An 18,253-nucleotide genomic window follows, 5' to 3' on the forward strand; every position below is an offset into this window, starting at 1 on the left:
GCTATGGGGAAAATCCAGCTTTTAAGCGAGCATATTGCCAACCAGATCGCGGCGGGAGAAGTGGTGGAAAGGCCTTCTTCCGTCGTCAAGGAGCTTGTGGAAAATTCGGTCGATGCCGGCAGCACCCGTATTGACGTGACGATCGAAGAGGGCGGCCTGCAGCTCATCCGGGTTGTGGACAACGGCTCGGGGATGGAAGCCGGAGATTGCGAATTGGCTTTTCAGCGCCATGCGACGAGCAAAATCGCCACGAGCAAAGATCTGTTCGCGATTCGCACGCTCGGCTTTCGCGGCGAGGCGCTGCCCAGCATCGCCTCGGTGTCGAGGCTGGAATGCGTGACGAGCTCCACGAACGACGGGCTGGGGCGAAAAATCGCCATCGAAGGCGGCACCATTCGTCTGGTAGAGGAGATTGCGGCTTCCCGGGGCACGGAAGTATCGGTCAAGGAGCTGTTTTTCAACACTCCGGCGCGCCTGAAATATATGAAAACGATCCAGACCGAGCTGGGACACGTGTCCGATTATTTGTACAGGCTCGCTCTGGCACATCCGAATATCGCGTTCTCCCTGAAGCATAACGGCAATCTGCTGCTGCAAACACTAGGCAATGGGGATATGCTCCAGGTCATCGCCGGCATCTACGGCACGGCCGTCGGGAAGCAGATGCTGCCGATTCAGGCGGAAAGCCTGGATTACACGCTGCAAGGCTTCATCGCCAAACCGGAGATGACGCGCGCCAATCGGGGCGGCATTTCCACCATCGTCAACGGCCGCTATGTCCGCAACTTTGCATTGAATCAGGCGCTGCTGCAAGGCTATCATACGCTGCTGCCGATCAACCGCTTCCCGGTCGCCGTCCTGCAAATCGGCATGGACCCGGCTCTCGTCGATGTCAACGTGCATCCGTCCAAACTGGAGGTGCGGTTCAGCAAGGAAGCGGAGCTGACGGCGATGATCGAAGCGGAAGTGAAGCGGACGCTCGGCAAGCAGGTGCTGATTCCGCAGGGTGCGAAGCCGGCTGCGCCGAAGGGGGCGTACGTGCAGGAGCAGCTGGAGCTCACGCGGGTTGCGGAGCCTGTTACGGAGCCTAACCTCGGGACAACTCCGCAGCCTCGCACAGAGCGCACCGAACCCGTCAAAACGGAGCCGCTGCCGGTCACGCCGAGCCCGCTGGTTAAGGAGGCCGTGAATCCGTATCGTTCTGCGGTAGAGCCCCTTGCAGCCCGCCCGCGTACAGGGATGGCTTCAACATCCGGTTCGGACTACGCGCCTCCGAACGGCGCCTCCGTTCGGCAGCAGCGCAAAGCGGTGGAAGCTTTTATGGATCTGATTCCGGAATCCGGCGAATCGGCGGCGCCTAAGCTGCCTTCATTTCCAAGGCTCGATCCGATCGGGCAAATGCACGGAACTTACTTGATCGCGCAAAACGATGAAGGGCTTTACCTGATCGATCAGCATGCGGCTCACGAACGCATCAATTATGAATATTTCTACGAGCGCTTCGGCAATCCGGCGGAGGCCAGCCAGGAGCTGCTCGTGCCGATTACGCTGGAATTTACGCCGTCCGAAGCGGCCGTTATCGAAGACAGGCTCTCCCTGTTCGAGCAGGCCGGGGTGTATATGGAAGCGTTCGGCGGCAATACGTTTTTGGTGAGGGCGCATCCCCACTGGTTTCCGGGCGGCGAAGAGAAAGCGATCGTCGAGGAAATGTGCGAGTGGGTGCTCGCCGAGCGCAAGGCGGTCGACATCGCCAAGCTGCGCGAGAAAGCGGCGATTATGTGTTCCTGCAAGGCATCGATCAAAGCGAACCAGGGCCTGAGCGTGCTTGAAATGGAAACTTTGATCGACCGTTTGGCTGGCTGCCGCAATCCTTATACGTGTCCGCACGGCAGGCCGATTGTCGTCAGCTTCTCCACTTATGAGCTCGAAAAAATGTTTAAGCGGGTGATGTAGCCTCGTGCTTGTAACGACATCTTACGAACCGTCCGGCGAAGCGCTTGCCAAAGCACGCCGGCTGGCGGAGGAATACGGCGGGCGTCTGATCGCGCGGGGCCGGGATTCCTTGCAGCAACTTAGACAAAAGCAAGGCGACGATTCGCTCCTGCTTGTGACGAAGGAAGAGATCAGGTACTATGTAGGAGATATGCCTGCGTTATTTTTTCATCCGAGCATGGCGCAGGTGCGAATCAAGCGGCTGCTTCGCGGCGAATCCGATTTGCTGCTCGATGCATCCGGCGCGGCGGCAGGCGATTCGGTGATCGACTGTACGGCGGGGCTGGCTTCCGATGCGATTGTGTTTTCGTTTGCCGTCGGCGCCGCCGGGCAAGTGACGGCACTGGAGAGCGAGCCGGTTCCGGCCATGCTCATCCGCGAAGGGCTGTCGGCGTACGAATCCGACATTCCCGAGCTTAACGAAGCGATGCGCCGAATCGCTGTCAGCCAGACCGATCATCTCGCTTATTTGCAGCGGCTGGAGACGGGGAGCGCGGACATCGTCTACTTTGACCCGATGTTCCGCAATCCGATCGGGGAATCGAGCTCGATCTCGCCCCTGCGGCAGCGGGCCAATCCCGAAGCGGTCAGCCTGCTTGCGATCGAGCAGGCCCGGCGCGTAGCCAGAAAAAGCATCGTGCTCAAGGAGCACAGGGACAGCAAGGAGTTTGCCCGCCTCGGTTTCGAGCGGGTGCTGCGTTCCAATACGAAAACGACTTATGGAGTGATTCGACTGTGTTAGACGCGTTGGCGAAGCCGAAGCTGCTCGTGCTGATCGGCCCTACGGCGGTCGGCAAGACGAAGCTGAGCCTGGAAATCGCCCAAAAATTCGATTGCGAGATCATTTCGGGCGATTCCATGCAGGTGTACCGGGGGATGGATATCGGCACGGCGAAGGCAAGTCCGGAGGAGCGCGCGCTCGTTCCCCATCATCTGATCGATATTCACGAGCCGTCCTATCCGTTCTCGGCGGCGGAATTTCAGGAGCGGGTCAAAAGCCTCGTCCCGGAAATTCATGCCCGGGGGAAGCTGCCTTTTATCGTCGGAGGAACCGGATTGTACATAGAGTCGGTTTGCTACAATTACCAATTCACGGACGTCGGCATGGATGAAGCTTTCCGCAATGAGCAGGAAGCGTTCGCAAACCGGTACGGGGACGAGGCGCTGCTCGGCCGGCTGCGGGAGATCGATCCGGAAACAGCGGACCGCCTGCATGCCAATGACCGAAGGCGCGTTATCCGGGCGCTGGAAGTCGCCCATGTGTCCGGCAAGCCGCTGTCGGAGCATCTGGCCGGGCAAAAAAAAGAGTCCCCCTACGAACTCTGTATCATTGGCCTCACGATGGACCGGGCGCTGCTCTACCGGCGCATCGAAGAGCGGATCGATCAGATGATGAGCGAAGGGCTCGTTGAAGAAGTCCGCAGCCTGCTCGATTCCGGCTGTCCGAGAGACGCCATCTCGATGCAAGGGCTGGGCTACAAGGAAATCGTCACTTACCTCGACGGTTTCCGCACATATGAAGAAGCGGTCGAGCTGCTGAAACGGGATACGCGCAGGTTTGCCAAGCGCCAATTGTCCTGGTTTCGGCACATGAAGGACATAGATTGGATCGATGTCACGGATACGGCAAAATTTTCTGCGCATTTCCAAAAGATTAATGATATAATAGCAGGAAAGTTTGTTCAAGAAATTGAATATATTCAACAACAATTACCATTGAAATAGCGCCAACCGGGCGGATGTTTCATTCCATTAAGGGGGACCTACTGATGAACAAATCCATTAATATCCAGGACAATTTTTTGAACCAACTGCGTAAAGAAAGCATTCCCGTAACCGTATACTTAACTAATGGGTTTCAAATCAGAGGACTTATTCGCGCTTTCGATAATTTCACGATTATCATAGACAGCGAAGGACGCCAGCAAATGGTTTACAAGCATGCGATTTCAACTTTTACCCCGCAAAGAGCCGTCTCGCTGATGGCCGCTGCGGAAGCATCCGAGTAACGATTGGCGGCATTTTGCAACTTTTCAATTTGCGGGAACGTCTAATCGAATAGTAACAAGCAGGAGCAACCTTGATCACGAGGTTGTTCTTTTGTTGATCAGCCTAGAGATTATAGACGAGGGAGTCGGTGGATTTGGCAAATACAACCAAAACGAAGCCTCAGGAAACCAAAAAAACCAAGAAGAAGAAGCCGTTCAATGCAAGAAAGCTGATATTCGGCACGATCATTGCAGGGATACTTGCCGTCATTTGCGCGATGGGCGTTTACATCGTCGTCCTGATGAGCGGCTACAAAATTTTGGATCAAAACATTGACAAGATAGACGCCACTTCGGAATCATCGCTCGTTTTTGCACAGGAGGAAGGAAAAGCGGAGCCTACCGAGATCGCCAAGCTGTATCAGGGCGCCGAAAACCGCGAAAGCGTCAAAATCTCGGACATTCCCAAACAGCTGCAAAATGCGTTCATCGCGACCGAAGACAGGCGCTTTCTGGAGCATTCCGGCGTCGATTTCTGGGCGATCGGGCGCGCGCTGGTCAAAGACGTGATGCATATGAGCGCCGTCGAAGGGGGCAGCACGATCACCCAGCAGCTGGCCAAAAACGTCTTTCTCAGCTCCGAGAAGACGGCTTTCCGCAAAGGCACCGAAATGGCTATCGCCTTTGCTCTGGATCAGAGGTATAGCAAAGAAGTAATTTTGGAAAAATATTTAAACCGCATTTATTTAGGCAGCAATGCGTACGGCATCAAAGCGGCCGCCAAGGTATATTTCGGCAAATCGAACCTGAACGATCTGAAGCTGTGGGAAATCGCCACGCTCGCCGCCCTGCCGAAAGCGCCGTCCCGCTATTCGCCTTTGGCGAACCCGGACATGTCCAAAGAGCGGCGCGGCGTCGTACTCAAGCTGATGGCCGACCAGGGCTACATTACCGAGCAGGAGCGCGCAGAGGCGGCCGGAATCGATTATGTGCCTCCGACCGGCCGCACAACGACGTCGAATTACGCTACCTTTGTTGATTACGTCATTAACGAAGCGGAAAATATGTACGGCATCGACGAGGAAGAGCTGATGTCCAAAGGCTACCGGATCTATACGACGATGAACCCGAAAGCGCAACAAACTATGGAGCAGACGTACACTAATGCAAGCCTGTTCCAGAAAGACGCTACCGACGGGCAAAAGATTCAAAGCTCGATGGTCATTATCGATCATAAAACCGGCGGTCTGGTGGCGATGATCGGAGGCAGGGACTATCAGGCGCGAGGGTTCAACCGCGTATTTTCCCTAAGACAGCCCGGCTCGTCATTCAAGCCGATTGCGGCTTACGGCCCGGCGCTGGAGACGGGAGACTGGAATCCGTATTCCAAGCTGGATGATACCCAGACGTCGTTCGGCGATTATTCGCCCCGCAACTACGACCGAACGAGCCACGGTCAAGTAACGATGTTCGAAGCGGTGAAAAAGTCGTACAATTTGGCCCCAGTATGGCTGCTCAGCCAGATCAGCAGCGCCAAAGGGATGAGTTACGTCATGGATTTCGCGAACAAGCTGGGCATTCCTTTGAACAAAACGAAAGACCGCAACCTGGCTATCGCCCTGGGCGGTTTGACGGACGGGGTTTCCCCGCTGCAAATGGCGACGGCATACGGCGCATTTGCCAATCAGGGCGTGCAGAACAAAACGCACGCGATTGTCCGGATTACGGATAAGGACGGTAAAGATGTCGCTACGTACAAAACGGATCAAAAGCAGGTCATCAAGCCGCAGACCGCTTATTATTTAACGCTGCTGCTCCAAGGCGTCGTCGAGCAGGGCGGGACGGGCGCGAAGGCGAAGTTCGACCGTCCGGTCGCCGGGAAAACGGGATCGACGGGACTTGATATTAAAGGAATTGAGAAGTATGACCGCGACGTCTGGTTCGTCGGCTACACGCCGGAGTGGACCGCGGCCGTATGGGAAGGATTCGACAAGGTCGACGCGAAGCATTATGTGACGGTCGGCAGCGGAAGCCCTTCCGCCATTTTCAAGGAAGTCATGTCCAATGCGCTTGCAGGCAAGCCTGCCTCCAGCTTTACGAAGCCTGCCAGCGTGCCTGATTTGAAAGAGCCGCCTAGCGGAGTAACCGATTTGGCAGGCGCGTATGTGCCGGAAAAAAGATCCGTCCAATTAACGTGGACACCGTTTGGCGACAAGACAGCTTATCAAGTGTTCCGGAAAAGTTCCACGGAACAGGAGCCCAAGCTGCTGCTTGAGTCTCCATCGACGGGAGTCAGCGATATGACCGTAACCGGCGGAGAAACGTATCAATATTACGTAATTCCAGTGAATCTGGATACGAATGCCCCCGGCAGCAAGTCCAATGAAATCAGCGTCACCGTTCCCAAGGACGACGGGCTGATTACATCGCCGACGCCGTCCATGTCGCCGTCGCCGTCTCCCGGCAGCGGAGCGAACCATGGCTCGCCGTCACCGTCACCGTCACCGTCGCCAGGGATGCAGTCTCCGGGGGCATCGCCTACGGCCGGCGGCAAAGCGACTACGCTCCCTTCGGCCAGTCCCGGAACTTCGCCGGGCTCCGGCCCGACGGCTTCGCCTTCCGATAAACCTGCGGGAGGCCAGGCGGATAAGCCCGGAGATCCCTTGAATCCGAACGGGACCAAGGCGAACGGGATCAATAACACGAACGGTCTGAACAGTACGGACGCCTTGAATGGCGCGAACGACGCGAACAACGTTAACAATGCGAACAACGCGAACAACACAAACAACGTGAAAAACTAACAATCGATCCAGCTTTTATGCTGCAATGGAGGATGTCCCGAATGAACTTTCCACGGAAAAAGATGTTTGCATTAGCATTAATTGCGGCGGCGGTTGCGCTGTCCGCTTGTGGGAACAAGCCCGCGGCTCCCGCGGAAGGAACAGCCAAGCAATGGAGCAAGGCGCCGGACATGACGATCGATACGAACAAAACGTATCAAGCGGAGGTTACGACTTCCAAGGGCAAATTTACGATTGAGCTGTTCGCCAAGGACGCTCCGAAAACAGTGAACAACTTTGTGTTTCTGTCCAAAGAAGGCTTTTACAACAATTTGACGTTCCACCGGATCATCCAATCGTTCATGATTCAGACTGGGGACCCAAAAGGTACGGGCGCAGGCGGTCCGGGATACAAGTTCGAGGATGAGCTGTCGAAGGCCCATCAATACGAGCCGGGCATCGTCGCCATGGCTAATGCCGGGAAGAATACGAACGGCAGCCAGTTTTTCATCTGCACCGGCGACGACTCCAAGTCGCTTAACAGCAAGCCGGACTATACGATTTTCGGCAAAGTGACGAGCGGTATGGACGTTGTGCAGCAAATCGCCGCGACGCCGGTAGGAACCAGCCCCACGGGTGAAGCAAGCAAGCCGAAGGAGAAAGTTACGATCGACTCCATCGCGATTACCGAGAAGTAAGCGAGCGAAACAAGGAGGCGGATTCGGCAATGACGCGCCCATGTCTTTTGTTTCACGGTTTCACGGGCGGCCCGTTCGAGGTAGAGCCTTTGGCGAGGCATCTGGAATACCGCGGACAGCCGTGCGTTGTGCCGAGGCTTCCCTGGAACGGGGAAGACCTGAACGGGCTCCGATCCTCCCATTGGGAGGATTGGGTCGGTTCGGCCGAACGGCACGCGAAGCGTATGGCGGAGCAGTACGGCACTTTCGATTTGGTCGGCTTTTCGATGGGCGGGCTGCTTGCCGCTTATTTGGCGGTCCGCTATCCGGTCCGCAGGCTCGTGCTGCTGAATACGGCGGTCATATACGTCAGTCCGGCACGGCTGCTGCAGGTGATGCGCGAGGATTGGCGTCACCAGGATCAGGACTATTTGCACAAAGCGCGATCGACGCCGCTGCGCGCCACCTGGCAATTTACCCGGCTTGTGCGGCATTTGAAGCCGGAGTTCGCGCGGGTTACGGTTCCGACTTTGATTGCGCAAGCGCAGCGGGATCAGGTCATTCATCCGTTAAGCGCCAAATATATTTACGGCAAAGTAAGCGGAGACAGGGAGCTCTATTGGTATCCGAGGTCGAAGCATTTGATTTGCCACAGTGAAGACGCCGCAGATTTGTTTGACCATGTGCAGGCTTTTCTGGAGAAAGAGTAAAGGGAGTTATACGATGAACATGCAGCAAAGCCGGAACAAGCAGCAGTCCGTACATAAATTTTCACGCCGCCGCTCCGGTAAAACGGCCGGATTCGCGCGCAAGGCTCGAACAGGTTTACGCCTGGTGCTGCTGCTTTTTCTGCTCTTTTGCGTCTGGGTCGTTTATATTCAATGGAAGGTGCAGTTCGGGCCGCAGCAGGCTTTGCCGGATAAAGTGGACGTAGGGATCGTGCTGGGCGCCGCGCTGCGCAAAGATTTGCCGAGCCCGGGCCTAACGGAGCGTCTCGACCACGCTTATGCGCTTTACAAGGAAGGGAAATTCGCGAAGCTCATCGTGACGGGCGGACTCGACCATAACGGCTCCAAATTGACCGAAGCGGAAGGCATGCGTAATTACCTCGTTCAAAAAGGCATCCCGGACCGCGCTATTCTGCTGGAGCCGCGCGCGACCAGTACGTACGAGAATTTGCTCTACAGCAAGCAAATTATGGACGGGCAGGGGCTCGTTACTTCCGTGGTCATCACGCATAACTATCACGGATCGCGCGCCCTCGACATTGCCACAACGGTCGGACTGCGCAATCCGCTCGTCTCGACGACGGATTCGGAAGTGCTGTTCCTTCCGTACCACGAAGGGCGGGAAACGTTCGCCTACATGAAATGGGAATGGACCAAGCTGCTGCTGAAAGCGGGCTTGTAAACCCGGCGACAAAAAGGGCTGGACCTCATGCGGATTGTTCCGCTCGGGGTCCGGCCCTTTTTCGGTGCGAATCAAGCTCAGCCGTTCACGATCGTGCCGCCGTTGACGTGAAGCATTTGTCCCGACATGTAGGACGAATCATCGCAAGCGAGGAACACATAGCTCGGCGCCAGTTCATTCGGCTGTCCGGCGCGCTTCATCGGCGTGTCCGCGCCGAATTTGGCGACTTCCGCGGCGGTGAACGTGGACGGGATAAGCGGCGTCCAGACGGGTCCCGGCGCTACGCCGTTGACGCGGATGCCGCGGCCGCTGAGCTGCAGCGCAAGGGAGCGGGTGAAGCTGACGACCGCTCCTTTGGTCGCAGAGTAGTCGACAAGCTGTTCATGCCCTTGGTAGGCCGTAATGGAGGCCGTGTTGACGATGGCGCTGCCCGCTTGGAGGTGGGGCAGCGCCGCCTGGGTCATATAAAAGTAAGAGAAAATGTTCGTCCGGAACGTCTGCTCCAACTGGCCGGAAGTGATGTCCGCGAACACTTTTTGCGGGTGCTGCTCGCCGGCGTTGTTCACCAGGACGTCCAGCTTCCCGAATTGGCCGACGGCTTGCTTCACGATCTGCTTGCAAAAGTTCTCGTCGCCCACGTCCCCGGCGATGTGCAAACATTTCCGGCCGAGCTCTTCGATCCGGCGGTGCGTTTCTTCCGCGTCGCCGTGCTCGTTCAAATAGACGAGAACGACGTCCGCGCCTTCCTTGGCGTAAGCGACGGCGACGGCCCGGCCGATGCCGCTGTCCCCGCCGGTAATGATCGCCACCTTATCCTTCAGCTTGCCGGCGGCTTTGTACTGCGCATCCTCGAAAACCGGGCGCGGGTTCATCTCCGATTCGATGCCCGGCTGCTTGTTCTGGTGCTGCGCCGGAAATGCAGGTTTCGTCTCTGTTGCTGTTGCCATGTGCCTTACTCCCTTTCATCCTGTCGGTATTCCCTGTTAGGATGATGCAGCCGGCTCCAATTCATACTTGACTCTGTAATGATAACCGAATAAAGGCTTATACCCGAGCTTTTCATACAAGCGGTTTGCCTGTTCGTTGTCCGCGATGACTTGCAAAAACTGGTTGTCCGCGCCCTGTTCCACACTCCATGCCGTCATCGCATGCATGAGGAGCAAGCCAAAGCCTTGACCTCTGCAATCCTCGCGGACGACGACATTCATGAACCCCGCCCAGCCGTTCCGGGCGATGGCGGTCCCGAGCGCGACCGTCTCGCCTTCGCGCCTAAGGGCGAGAAATCCTTTGCGGCCGGGCATTCTTTCGAACAGACCGTCGTAGAACGCTTTTCGCTCCGCTGGGAACTGTTCAAGCCGGATGAAATCGCGGGTCCACTGTTCGTCGGCCTGCCCGGACCAGACGATTTCCGCCGCTATTGGCTTTGTGCTGTTCAGCGCGTGCTGCGCTTTGGCGGCGGCTTCCCGACTGTCCGCCGTCATCAAGAGGCAGGGCACTTCCTTTTCGTACCCGTTCGTGCCAAGAAGCTCGTCGAGGCCGTCCGGCGAGGCATCGCTGACATGAAACAAGGCGGGAAGATTCCGCTCCCTGTAAAATTGCTCGATTCGCGCCAGCCATCGGCCGTCTTGGGGAAACTCTCCCGCAGCAAGCACGCTGTTCGCCCGTTTCGTAACGCCGCGCGACGCCCGTACGAGCCACTCGCCCATTGTTTCCGCTTCTTCGCCCGGCCAGGTGTGGGCGGCAATCCGTTCGAGCGCGAGGAACGGTTCACAGCTTTTTCTCATTTCCCATGCTCCTTTATTCGATAAAATGATTGCGATTTTTATGATTATACATTTTTGTGAATATTAATACAATCGCTTTGTGAAGCTTCGACAATATTCGCGGTCCGCTGGAAAAGATATGCTCTTTACGGTAAGCTAGAATACATAGGGAGGGGGATTTCAGTTGACCGTTACAATCCGCACAGCGGCGGCGGAAGATTACGAGGCCGTTAACGCCATCATCCGTTTCGGACAAGAAGAGCATGCGGAAGCGCTGCCCGGGCTGTTTGCCAGGTTGGACCGCGTCGTCGCCATGGGCTGGTACCGAAGCTTCTCCGATCAGGAAAATAAAGCAATTTTTGTCGCCGAAAAGCAGGGAACCGTCGTCGGGGTCGTCATGGCCGAAATGAAAAAAAGCCCCCCGTATAACGCCCTCGTTCCGCGCATTTACGGACATATCAACGAACTGGCGGTAGTTCCCGGCCATCAGAGGCAAGGAATCGGCACCAAGCTGTACGAAGCGGCGCTGGAATGGGCCCGGGAAAAAGGGGCGTCCAGCATGGAACTGAACGTGTGGGAGTTTAATCAGCGCGCCGTGCAGTTTTATCATTCGCTGGGGATGTCCACCTTGAACCGGACGATGTCGGCCCCCGTCGAACCAATACACGAGCAAGGAGAGTAAAATCATGCTGTTTATCGATAATGAAGGCATTCACGATCCCCGAATCAACCTGGCCATTGAAGAATATGTGCTGCGGCATTTGCCGGACGATGAAACTTATCTGCTTTTTTATATCAACGAGCCCTCGATCATCATCGGCAAAAATCAGAATACGATAGAAGAAATCAATCCCGAATATGTGAAAGAGCATCAGCTTCATGTCGTGCGGCGTCTGTCCGGCGGCGGGGCGGTTTACCACGATTTGGGCAATTTGAATTTCAGCTTTATTACGAAGGACGACGGCCAGTCTTTTCATAATTTTCAAAAGTTTACGGAGCCGGTCGTGCAGGCACTGCGCGGGCTGGGCGTAGAAGCGGCTTTGACCGGACGCAACGACATTCAGGTCGGCGAGCGGAAAATTTCCGGCAACGCCCAGTTCTCGACGAAAGGGCGCATGTTCAGCCACGGCACGCTGCTGTTCGATTCGGAGATCGACAATGTCGTGTCGGCACTGAAAGTAAACCCGGATAAAATCCAGTCCAAGGGCATTAAGTCGATTCGCAGCCGGGTCGCCAATATTGCCGAGTTTTTGAAGCAGCCGATGACGGTCGAAGATTTTCGCAAGCGGCTGCTGGAATCGATTTTCGGGGTGAACGAAGCGGATGTGCCGCGCTACAAACTGACGGCGGACGATTGGGAGCGGATCAACCTGCTTTCGCAGGAGCGCTATCAGAATTGGGACTGGAATTACGGGAAATCGCCGAAAAGCACGATCCAAAACTCCAGGCGGTTTGAACAGGTCGGCACCGTGGATGTGCGGCTGGACATTGAAGAAGGAACGATCCGGGGGCTGAAAATTTACGGGGATTTCTTCGGCGTGCAGGATGTCGGCGAGCTCGAAGAGCGGCTGAAGGGCGTGCGCTACGAGGAAACTTCCATACGCGAAAGGTTGGCGGGCACCGAGCTTCGCCGGTATTTTGGTCCGCTGGAACCGGACAATTTCGTATCCTTGCTGCTGTTGACGTAAATGTAGAGGAGGCATGGACCGGATGACGACGAGTTTATACTTGATCAGGCACGGGGAAACGGAGTGGAATCTGCAAGGCAGGTTGCAGGGACATGCAGATTCGCCGTTATCGCAGCAGGGCCGGCAGCAAACGCAGTGGTTGGCGGAATCGCTGCGGGATGTCCGGTTCGATGTGCTGCTGTCCAGCAGCAGCGGGCGGACGATGGAGACGGCGCGGATCGTGCGCGGCCTGCGGGAACAGCCCATTCAGGCGGCGGATGTATGGAGAGAGATGCACCTTGGCGCATGGGAAGGCAGGCTGGCGGAAGAAATCAAGCTGGAGCAGCCGGAGAGCTTCGGTGCATTTTGGAGCAGGCCGCATGAGTACAAGCCTGATTCGGGGGAGTCTTACGAAGCGTTGCAGGAGAGAGTATTGCCGGCGCTGGAGCGGCTGCTTGAGGAGCATGCCGGAAAAACGGTCGGCCTGTTTTCGCATACCGTAACGCTTAAAATCATCATGGCCTATTTTGAACAAAGGCCGCTGGCTGAGCTTTGGAATCCTCCTTATTTTTATCCGACCTGCTTGAGTCTTGTGGAATGGAAGGAAGGCCGGCCGCATATCGTCCTGCACGGAGATACGTCACATTTTCAAGATGAGGAAGCCGACGGCTTCTGACAGGAGGGGAGAGTGCGGATATGATTCTCGAAGCCGCCATGCTGCCTGTTATTCCAGGCAAAACCAAACAATTCGAAGCCGCGTTTGAAAAGGCCTCGTCCATCATTTCATCGATGAAAGGCTACATTTCGCACGAGCTGCACGCTTGCGTCGAGGACCCGAACAAATACTTGCTGCTGGTCCGCTGGGAGACGCTGGAAGACCACACGTCCGGCTTCCGCGGATCTGAACAATACCAGGAATGGCGGAAGCTGCTGCACCATTTTTATGATCCTTTTCCGGTGGTGGAGCATTTTACCCCGAGTCAAATGTACACATCAAAAGAGTGAAGCTCGCTCCCGGCGGCTTTTGCGCAGACTGCTGACGTACCGCCGGAGCCGCACGGTCGCCGGGAAGGCGCATGGAAATTCGCGAACGTGAGACTGTCGAACAGCTCGAACGCCAGGGGTCAGCACATCTACTTGGGCGAGAGAGCCTGCAAAAGTCAGGCTGAACTGAAACCCGCGCGCCAGAGCCAAGCCCGCACAATCTGCTTGGTTGCGTGAAAAAAACCTGCAAAAATACAGTTTTTGCCCGATTGAGGCGCTGGCTGCGAAAGATTCCTGCAATTGTGCAGGCTTTTCGGCGCGAACACGAGCTTAGATTCCTTTTCATCAAAAATTCCTGCACAACCGTAGGTTTTTTCTCGAAATGAACCCGATTCACGGAAAAAGCCTGCGCTTTCGCAGGCTTTTCCGCTTACCAGTAGCTTCATGAAAAAGATCGCCTTGCACCTGGCCGAACTGGCAAGATGCGGGCGATCTTTGATTTTAGGGTCATGCCGGAGAAACGTAAGCTTATTTGCCTTTGCCGTATACTTCTTGAGCGCCGACTGCAGGCTGTTGAGCGGTCGGATAAGTAGTTGGATAAGTGGTTGGATAATTGGCTGTCTCAGGTTGTGCCGCAACTCCTCCAACTTCAGGAGCTCCTGGGTAAACGCCTTGCGCTCCCCCGTAATAAGCGCCATGATGGACGTGGTGGGCGTGGTGAGCATGATGCGGATGCGCGTGCATATGCATGTGCGGATGATAAGCATGCATATGCATGTGTGGATGATAAGCATGCATATGCATATGCGGATGATGAACATGATGAGCGTGATGCGCGTGGGCGTGAATGAAGTGAGGGTGATGATGGGCAAAAGGAACGAAAGCATGATGATGTGCATGGTGATGCATGGGATGATAGTAATATGGGTAATACGCAGGGTAATGGTGTGGATGATGATAATATGCATGGTAATGATGCGGATAGTGATGGTGATGCCCATGATGATGTTGTTGGTAAGTCATTAAAAAATCTCCTCCTAAAACATTTGATACATCAGCCTATGTACTATCCAAACAAATGGATGCTTGCCCAGTTAAATTTTGGGCTAAAAATATCGGAGCCACGTTTTGTAAAGATGTCTTCATAAAATAACCGTACGTCTAATATGATGAAGGAGGAGAAATGACCCCTCTCTTCTTTGTTTGCAAATGAAAACTATATTATTTGCTAATAATCTTTTACACTCGGGGATTTATATCAAGCGGCAGGCATGTAACTTTCTTCTGGGCTCCCGCGTATATTGAAAACACCTAGAAAACGAGGTGATACACATGAGTGGTCGAGTCATTACAAAAGATCAGCGAAACCATACAATCCCGTCGCGCCAAATCAATATCGTGCTGCGAAACAGCGAACCTCAGCCGATAGCGGATGCAGAACCTCATACGATGCCCAAAAGGAGCCCTCAGGAAGGTCCCTTATCCGACATTTTTAAAGAATTGAATCAAATGGTCGGGCTTCAAAACGTGAAAGAGCTCGTTCACGAAATTTATGCGCTGCTGCAAATCTCGCAATTCCGCGCCGAAGCGGGACTCCTCAGCAATGCGCACGTATATCACATGATATTCAAAGGCAGTCCCGGAACGGGGAAAACGACGGTAGCGCGGCTGATGGGCAGAATGTTTCATGCCATGGGGGTGCTGAGCAAGGGGCATTTTACCGAGGTGGAACGGGCCGATCTGGTCGGCGAGTACATCGGGCATACGGCGCTGAAAACCCGCGAATTGATGAAGAAAGCAATGGGCGGCGTGCTGTTTATCGACGAAGCTTACAGTCTGGCAAGGGGCGGGGACAAAGATTTCGGCAAGGAAGCAATCGATTGTCTCGTAAAAGGGATGGAGGATAAGAAGAACGATTTTATTCTTATTCTGGCCGGTTATTCCGACGAGATGGAGCAGTTTCTCGCGACCAATCCGGGTCTGCCTTCGAGGTTCCCCATTCAGGTCGATTTTGAGGATTACAGCGTCGATCAGCTGATACAGATCATTGAATCGATGGCAAAAGACAGGGAGTATGTGCTGCTTCCGCAAACGATTCTCAAGCTAAAGCAGCAGCTTATCGAGGAAAAAACGATGACCTGGAAAGCGTTCAGCAATGCCAGGTATGTGAGGAACGTGCTGGAGAAGGCCATGCGCCATCAGGCGGTCCGTCTCCTGGGCCAGTACGTAAGCACGCCTTCCAAACAGGAGCTGATGTCGATCAGGCCGGAAGATTTGAAAATAAAATGAAATCTATGAACCTCCGCTGCCGCCATGTGCGGTGCCGGAGGTTTATTGTTTGACCGTTCATATTTGCCGCAGCGCCCGCATTAATTTTGTCGAAATCAGTCGATGGATATGGTATAGTATTCCTGTAAATCTATTAATCTACCGATTTTGGAAACGATCAAAACTTGATTCCCGAAAGGGCGGATTCGATGAAATTACTGGCGAAAAGACTTTTGGCAACCGGCGCGGCATTCGCGGTCTTTGCCGGCACTGCGGCCGGGGGCACGGCGGGCGTCGCCGCCGCGGCGACCAGCACCGACGCAGCGGCGGAAAGCGAGCTGCAATCGCAAATTCTCAGCGCATTAACGAACCGTATGCCTTCATTGGACGTGGCGTATGCCGGTAAGGCGTCTGCGTTGAAGGCGGAGGTGACGCGCGCCCTGAACGCTGCGCTGAATGCCGACGATTACGTGCATTATACGGTAAAAACATACGGATTCACAGCCAAGACGACGTCTTCGGGTTTGACGGCCGTCACGTTTCAATTTACATACTGGGAAACTCTGGAGCAAACCGCGCAAGTAAAGACCAAAATCGCCGAGGTGTTGCCAACCATACTGACCACGGACATGAACGCCCATGAGAAGGAAAAGGCGATTCACGACTGGATCGTAAGCAATCTTGCTTATGATACGACGTTAAAATCGCATTCGGCCTACGACGGCCTTTTTCAGGGAACGACGGTGTGCCAGGGATACGCGCTCATCGCCTACGAAATGCTCCGACAAGCGGGCATTCCCGTAAAAATCGAAGAGGGCAGGGCGCGCGGAATCGCTCACGCCTGGAATCTCGTGCAGTTGGACGGCACATGGTATCAACTGGACACGACCTGGGACGACCCCGTTCCCGATGTCCGGGGCAAAGTGAGTTACGATTACTACAATCTCACCGATGCGCAGCTTAGAGTGGATCATTCATGGAACAAATCGTATCCTGCGGCCAAGACGTCCTATGACCAGACTTTGGCGGGGCTGAGGAAATCCGATCCGGGCAAAGCGTCTTTTTACAACAATATGTACGACTCGCTCGGCCTGTCTTATTTATCCGAAGCGAACACCGCGGCGAATTTGAAGGAGTTGACGGCGAAATTGCAAGCCGCAGCCAATAACCGCGAGCAGGAGATCACGATTCGTTATCTTCACGGCGGCAGCGTAGCGGCGGACTTGAAAAAAGCGCGTGCTTCCGTGACCGGAATCGCCGGCTTAAGCTACACCTCGGCTGCATATACGCGAACGACGGCGAACGACAGACTGCTGCAAATCAAATTGACTTACTAGTCGAAGGAGATAATCCTGCGATCGACCGACCGCCGTCATTCAGCGCAATACTGCGCGCTGGGAGCTGCGGCGGTACGAGCGGCCGCTGGTAGGCTGGAAAAGAACGGTTCAAGCGCAATATGCGTCTTGGGGCGTTCTTCTTTTTTTTATTGGTTCGGATAAAAACAAACGAAAACAAAAATAAACAAGCTTTGCGTTTCGAGCTGCCGGAGCAAGTCGCGACATTTTGTCAGGGCAGCAGGAGGGTGGCCCAGGCGCAGCCATTCGTGAAACCGCTTGGCAAAAGCCGCAATCTTGTTCAAACGTGCCTCAAACTGTTCAGTTTGCTCAAACCTGCTCAATTGCTTAAACCAGTTCAATCTGCTCAAACGTGCCAAACCTGCCCCAACATGCTCAATATGCTCACTCAACCGTGCTCAACCTATTCAACCTACTCAAACTGCCCAAACTGCCCAAACTGCCCAAACCGCTTAACACGCTCAACTATGCCCCAACTTGCTTAAACCCGTTCAAACCTGCAAAAACACTCATGACGCCGTGGACGTCACCCTTACACAATTGCTGTAGGTTCAAGTTTTTACAAATATAACAGTTGGATAAAGCGCAGGCTGATCAGAAACCCACACGCTAGATCCGGTCGCACAATCTGCCTGGCTGCGCGAAAAAACCTGCAAAAGTGCAGTTTTTGCTCGATGGATACGCTCGCTACGTCAAATTCCTGCAAATGTGCAGGCTTTTCACCACGAACATGCGTTCTGATCCATTTTCAGCGAAAATTCCTGCACAATCGCAGGCTTTTCGCCAAAATGAGCTACTTTCACGGAATAAGCCTGCACTTTTGCAGGTTTTTCCCTGCCAAGCCGCCTTGTCCACCTACTTCAGCGCCGGAACCCATGCAAGAGAAGCGTGACCCACTTCAGCGCCGCAACCCGTGTAGGAGAAGCACGGCTTCACTTCACGGCCGAAACCCATGCTTGCGCGAAAAAACCTGCAAAAGTGCAGCTTTTGCTCGATGGATACGCTGGCTACGTCAAATTCCTGCAAATGTGCAGGCTTTTCGCCGCGAACATGGGCTCTGGTGCATTTTTAGCGAAAATTCCTGCACAATCGCAGGCTTTTCGCCAAAATGAGCTACTTTCACAGAAAAAGCCTGCACTTTTGCAGGCTTTCTCCCAGCCAAGCCGCCGTGTCCACCCCCATTTCAGCGCAACGACCCAGAAGGGAAAGCGAGGCCTACTTCAGCGCCGGAACCCATGCAAGAGAAGCGTGACCCACTTCAGCGCCGCAACCCGTACTGGACTGAATTAGGTTGGGTAAGAGCGGCTGCGCCCCCGCCGATCCCTTCAGCCAGTCACTTTTTCAACAATCTGGCTTTCCCAGGTTT

Annotated in this window: 17 protein-coding genes; 14 read left to right on the plus strand and 3 right to left on the minus strand. The window is 54.8% G+C overall.

Going from position 1 to position 18,253, the window contains the following annotated elements; all coding sequences use genetic code 11:
* Positions 1–3 precede the first annotated feature (3 nt).
* The 8 genes from mutL (at position 4) to AC6RNO_RS14695 (ending at position 8,850) form a co-directional block, all read left to right on the plus strand.
* Positions 4–1,953, plus strand: a complete 1,950-nt coding sequence (mutL, locus tag AC6RNO_RS14660; RefSeq protein ID WP_497105854.1) for a DNA mismatch repair endonuclease MutL — start codon at positions 4–6, stop codon at positions 1,951–1,953.
* Between the two features lie 4 nt (positions 1,954–1,957).
* Positions 1,958–2,734, plus strand: a complete 777-nt coding sequence (locus AC6RNO_RS14665) for a class I SAM-dependent methyltransferase (protein WP_497105855.1) — start codon at positions 1,958–1,960, stop codon at positions 2,732–2,734.
* Positions 2,728–3,717 carry a tRNA (adenosine(37)-N6)-dimethylallyltransferase MiaA gene (gene miaA / locus AC6RNO_RS14670; RefSeq protein WP_497105856.1) on the plus strand — a complete coding sequence of 330 codons (990 nt, stop codon included), beginning with the start codon at positions 2,728–2,730 and terminating at the stop codon, positions 3,715–3,717. Before AC6RNO_RS14665 ends, miaA begins: the two co-directional genes overlap by 7 nt.
* A gap of 44 nt (positions 3,718–3,761) precedes the next feature.
* Positions 3,762–4,001, plus strand: coding sequence for an RNA chaperone Hfq (gene hfq, locus AC6RNO_RS14675; protein WP_147946297.1), 240 nt, complete (start codon positions 3,762–3,764; stop codon positions 3,999–4,001).
* Positions 4,002–4,135: 134 nt separating this feature from the next.
* Entirely contained in the window at positions 4,136–6,784 is a 2,649-nt protein-coding gene (locus AC6RNO_RS14680) for a PBP1A family penicillin-binding protein (RefSeq protein WP_497105857.1), read from the plus strand.
* Between the two features lie 32 nt (positions 6,785–6,816).
* Positions 6,817–7,461, plus strand: a complete 645-nt coding sequence (locus tag AC6RNO_RS14685; RefSeq protein WP_488438280.1) for a peptidylprolyl isomerase — start codon at positions 6,817–6,819, stop codon at positions 7,459–7,461.
* A 29-nt stretch (positions 7,462–7,490) separates the two neighbouring features.
* The gene (locus tag AC6RNO_RS14690) at positions 7,491–8,150 is read left to right on the plus strand and encodes an alpha/beta hydrolase (protein ID WP_474681775.1); all 660 of its coding nucleotides are present in this window, start codon (positions 7,491–7,493) and stop codon (positions 8,148–8,150) included.
* Positions 8,151–8,163: 13 nt separating this feature from the next.
* The gene (locus AC6RNO_RS14695) at positions 8,164–8,850 is read left to right on the plus strand and encodes a YdcF family protein (RefSeq protein WP_474681774.1); all 687 of its coding nucleotides are present in this window, start codon (positions 8,164–8,166) and stop codon (positions 8,848–8,850) included.
* 77 nt (positions 8,851–8,927) lie between these two features.
* Here AC6RNO_RS14695 and AC6RNO_RS14700 read toward each other — a convergent pair whose 3' ends face one another.
* Together AC6RNO_RS14700 and AC6RNO_RS14705 are read right to left on the minus strand one after the other, a co-directional pair.
* Positions 8,928–9,797 (minus strand): SDR family oxidoreductase, encoded by an 870-nt coding sequence (locus tag AC6RNO_RS14700; RefSeq protein ID WP_497105858.1) that lies wholly within the window; start codon positions 9,795–9,797, stop codon positions 8,928–8,930.
* Between the two features lie 36 nt (positions 9,798–9,833).
* Complete coding sequence (locus AC6RNO_RS14705) at positions 9,834–10,634, minus strand: GNAT family N-acetyltransferase (RefSeq protein ID WP_497105859.1); 801 nt, start codon at positions 10,632–10,634, stop codon at positions 9,834–9,836.
* Positions 10,635–10,797: 163 nt separating this feature from the next.
* On the opposite strand from AC6RNO_RS14705, the gene AC6RNO_RS14710 reads away from it, so the two are divergent.
* The 4 genes from AC6RNO_RS14710 to AC6RNO_RS14725 are packed head-to-tail and all read left to right on the plus strand — an operon-like array spanning position 10,798 to position 13,285.
* Positions 10,798–11,295 carry a GNAT family N-acetyltransferase gene (locus tag AC6RNO_RS14710; protein ID WP_497105860.1) on the plus strand — a complete coding sequence of 166 codons (498 nt, stop codon included), beginning with the start codon at positions 10,798–10,800 and terminating at the stop codon, positions 11,293–11,295.
* A gap of 4 nt (positions 11,296–11,299) precedes the next feature.
* Complete coding sequence (gene lplA / locus AC6RNO_RS14715) at positions 11,300–12,301, plus strand: lipoate--protein ligase (protein WP_497105861.1); 1,002 nt, start codon at positions 11,300–11,302, stop codon at positions 12,299–12,301.
* A gap of 22 nt (positions 12,302–12,323) precedes the next feature.
* Positions 12,324–12,956, plus strand: a complete 633-nt coding sequence (locus AC6RNO_RS14720) for a histidine phosphatase family protein (RefSeq protein ID WP_497105862.1) — start codon at positions 12,324–12,326, stop codon at positions 12,954–12,956.
* Between the two features lie 20 nt (positions 12,957–12,976).
* Entirely contained in the window at positions 12,977–13,285 is a 309-nt protein-coding gene (locus AC6RNO_RS14725; protein WP_474681768.1) for an antibiotic biosynthesis monooxygenase family protein, read from the plus strand.
* A 155-nt stretch (positions 13,286–13,440) separates the two neighbouring features.
* On the opposite strand, the gene AC6RNO_RS14730 is transcribed toward AC6RNO_RS14725, so the two are convergent.
* Positions 13,441–14,265, minus strand: coding sequence for a hypothetical protein (locus AC6RNO_RS14730; RefSeq protein ID WP_497105863.1), 825 nt, complete (start codon positions 14,263–14,265; stop codon positions 13,441–13,443).
* A gap of 331 nt (positions 14,266–14,596) precedes the next feature.
* Between AC6RNO_RS14730 and AC6RNO_RS14735 the strand changes: the two genes are divergently transcribed.
* A complete protein-coding gene (locus AC6RNO_RS14735) occupies positions 14,597–15,553 on the plus strand; it encodes an AAA family ATPase (protein ID WP_474681766.1) in 957 nt (318 codons plus the stop codon).
* A 188-nt stretch (positions 15,554–15,741) separates the two neighbouring features.
* Positions 15,742–16,869: a transglutaminase domain-containing protein gene (locus AC6RNO_RS14740; protein WP_497105864.1), complete on the plus strand. Its 1,128-nt coding sequence runs from the start codon at positions 15,742–15,744 to the stop codon at positions 16,867–16,869.
* Positions 16,870–18,253: the final 1,384 nt, after the last annotated feature.

This window comes from Paenibacillus sp. sgz302190, assembly GCF_059820445.1.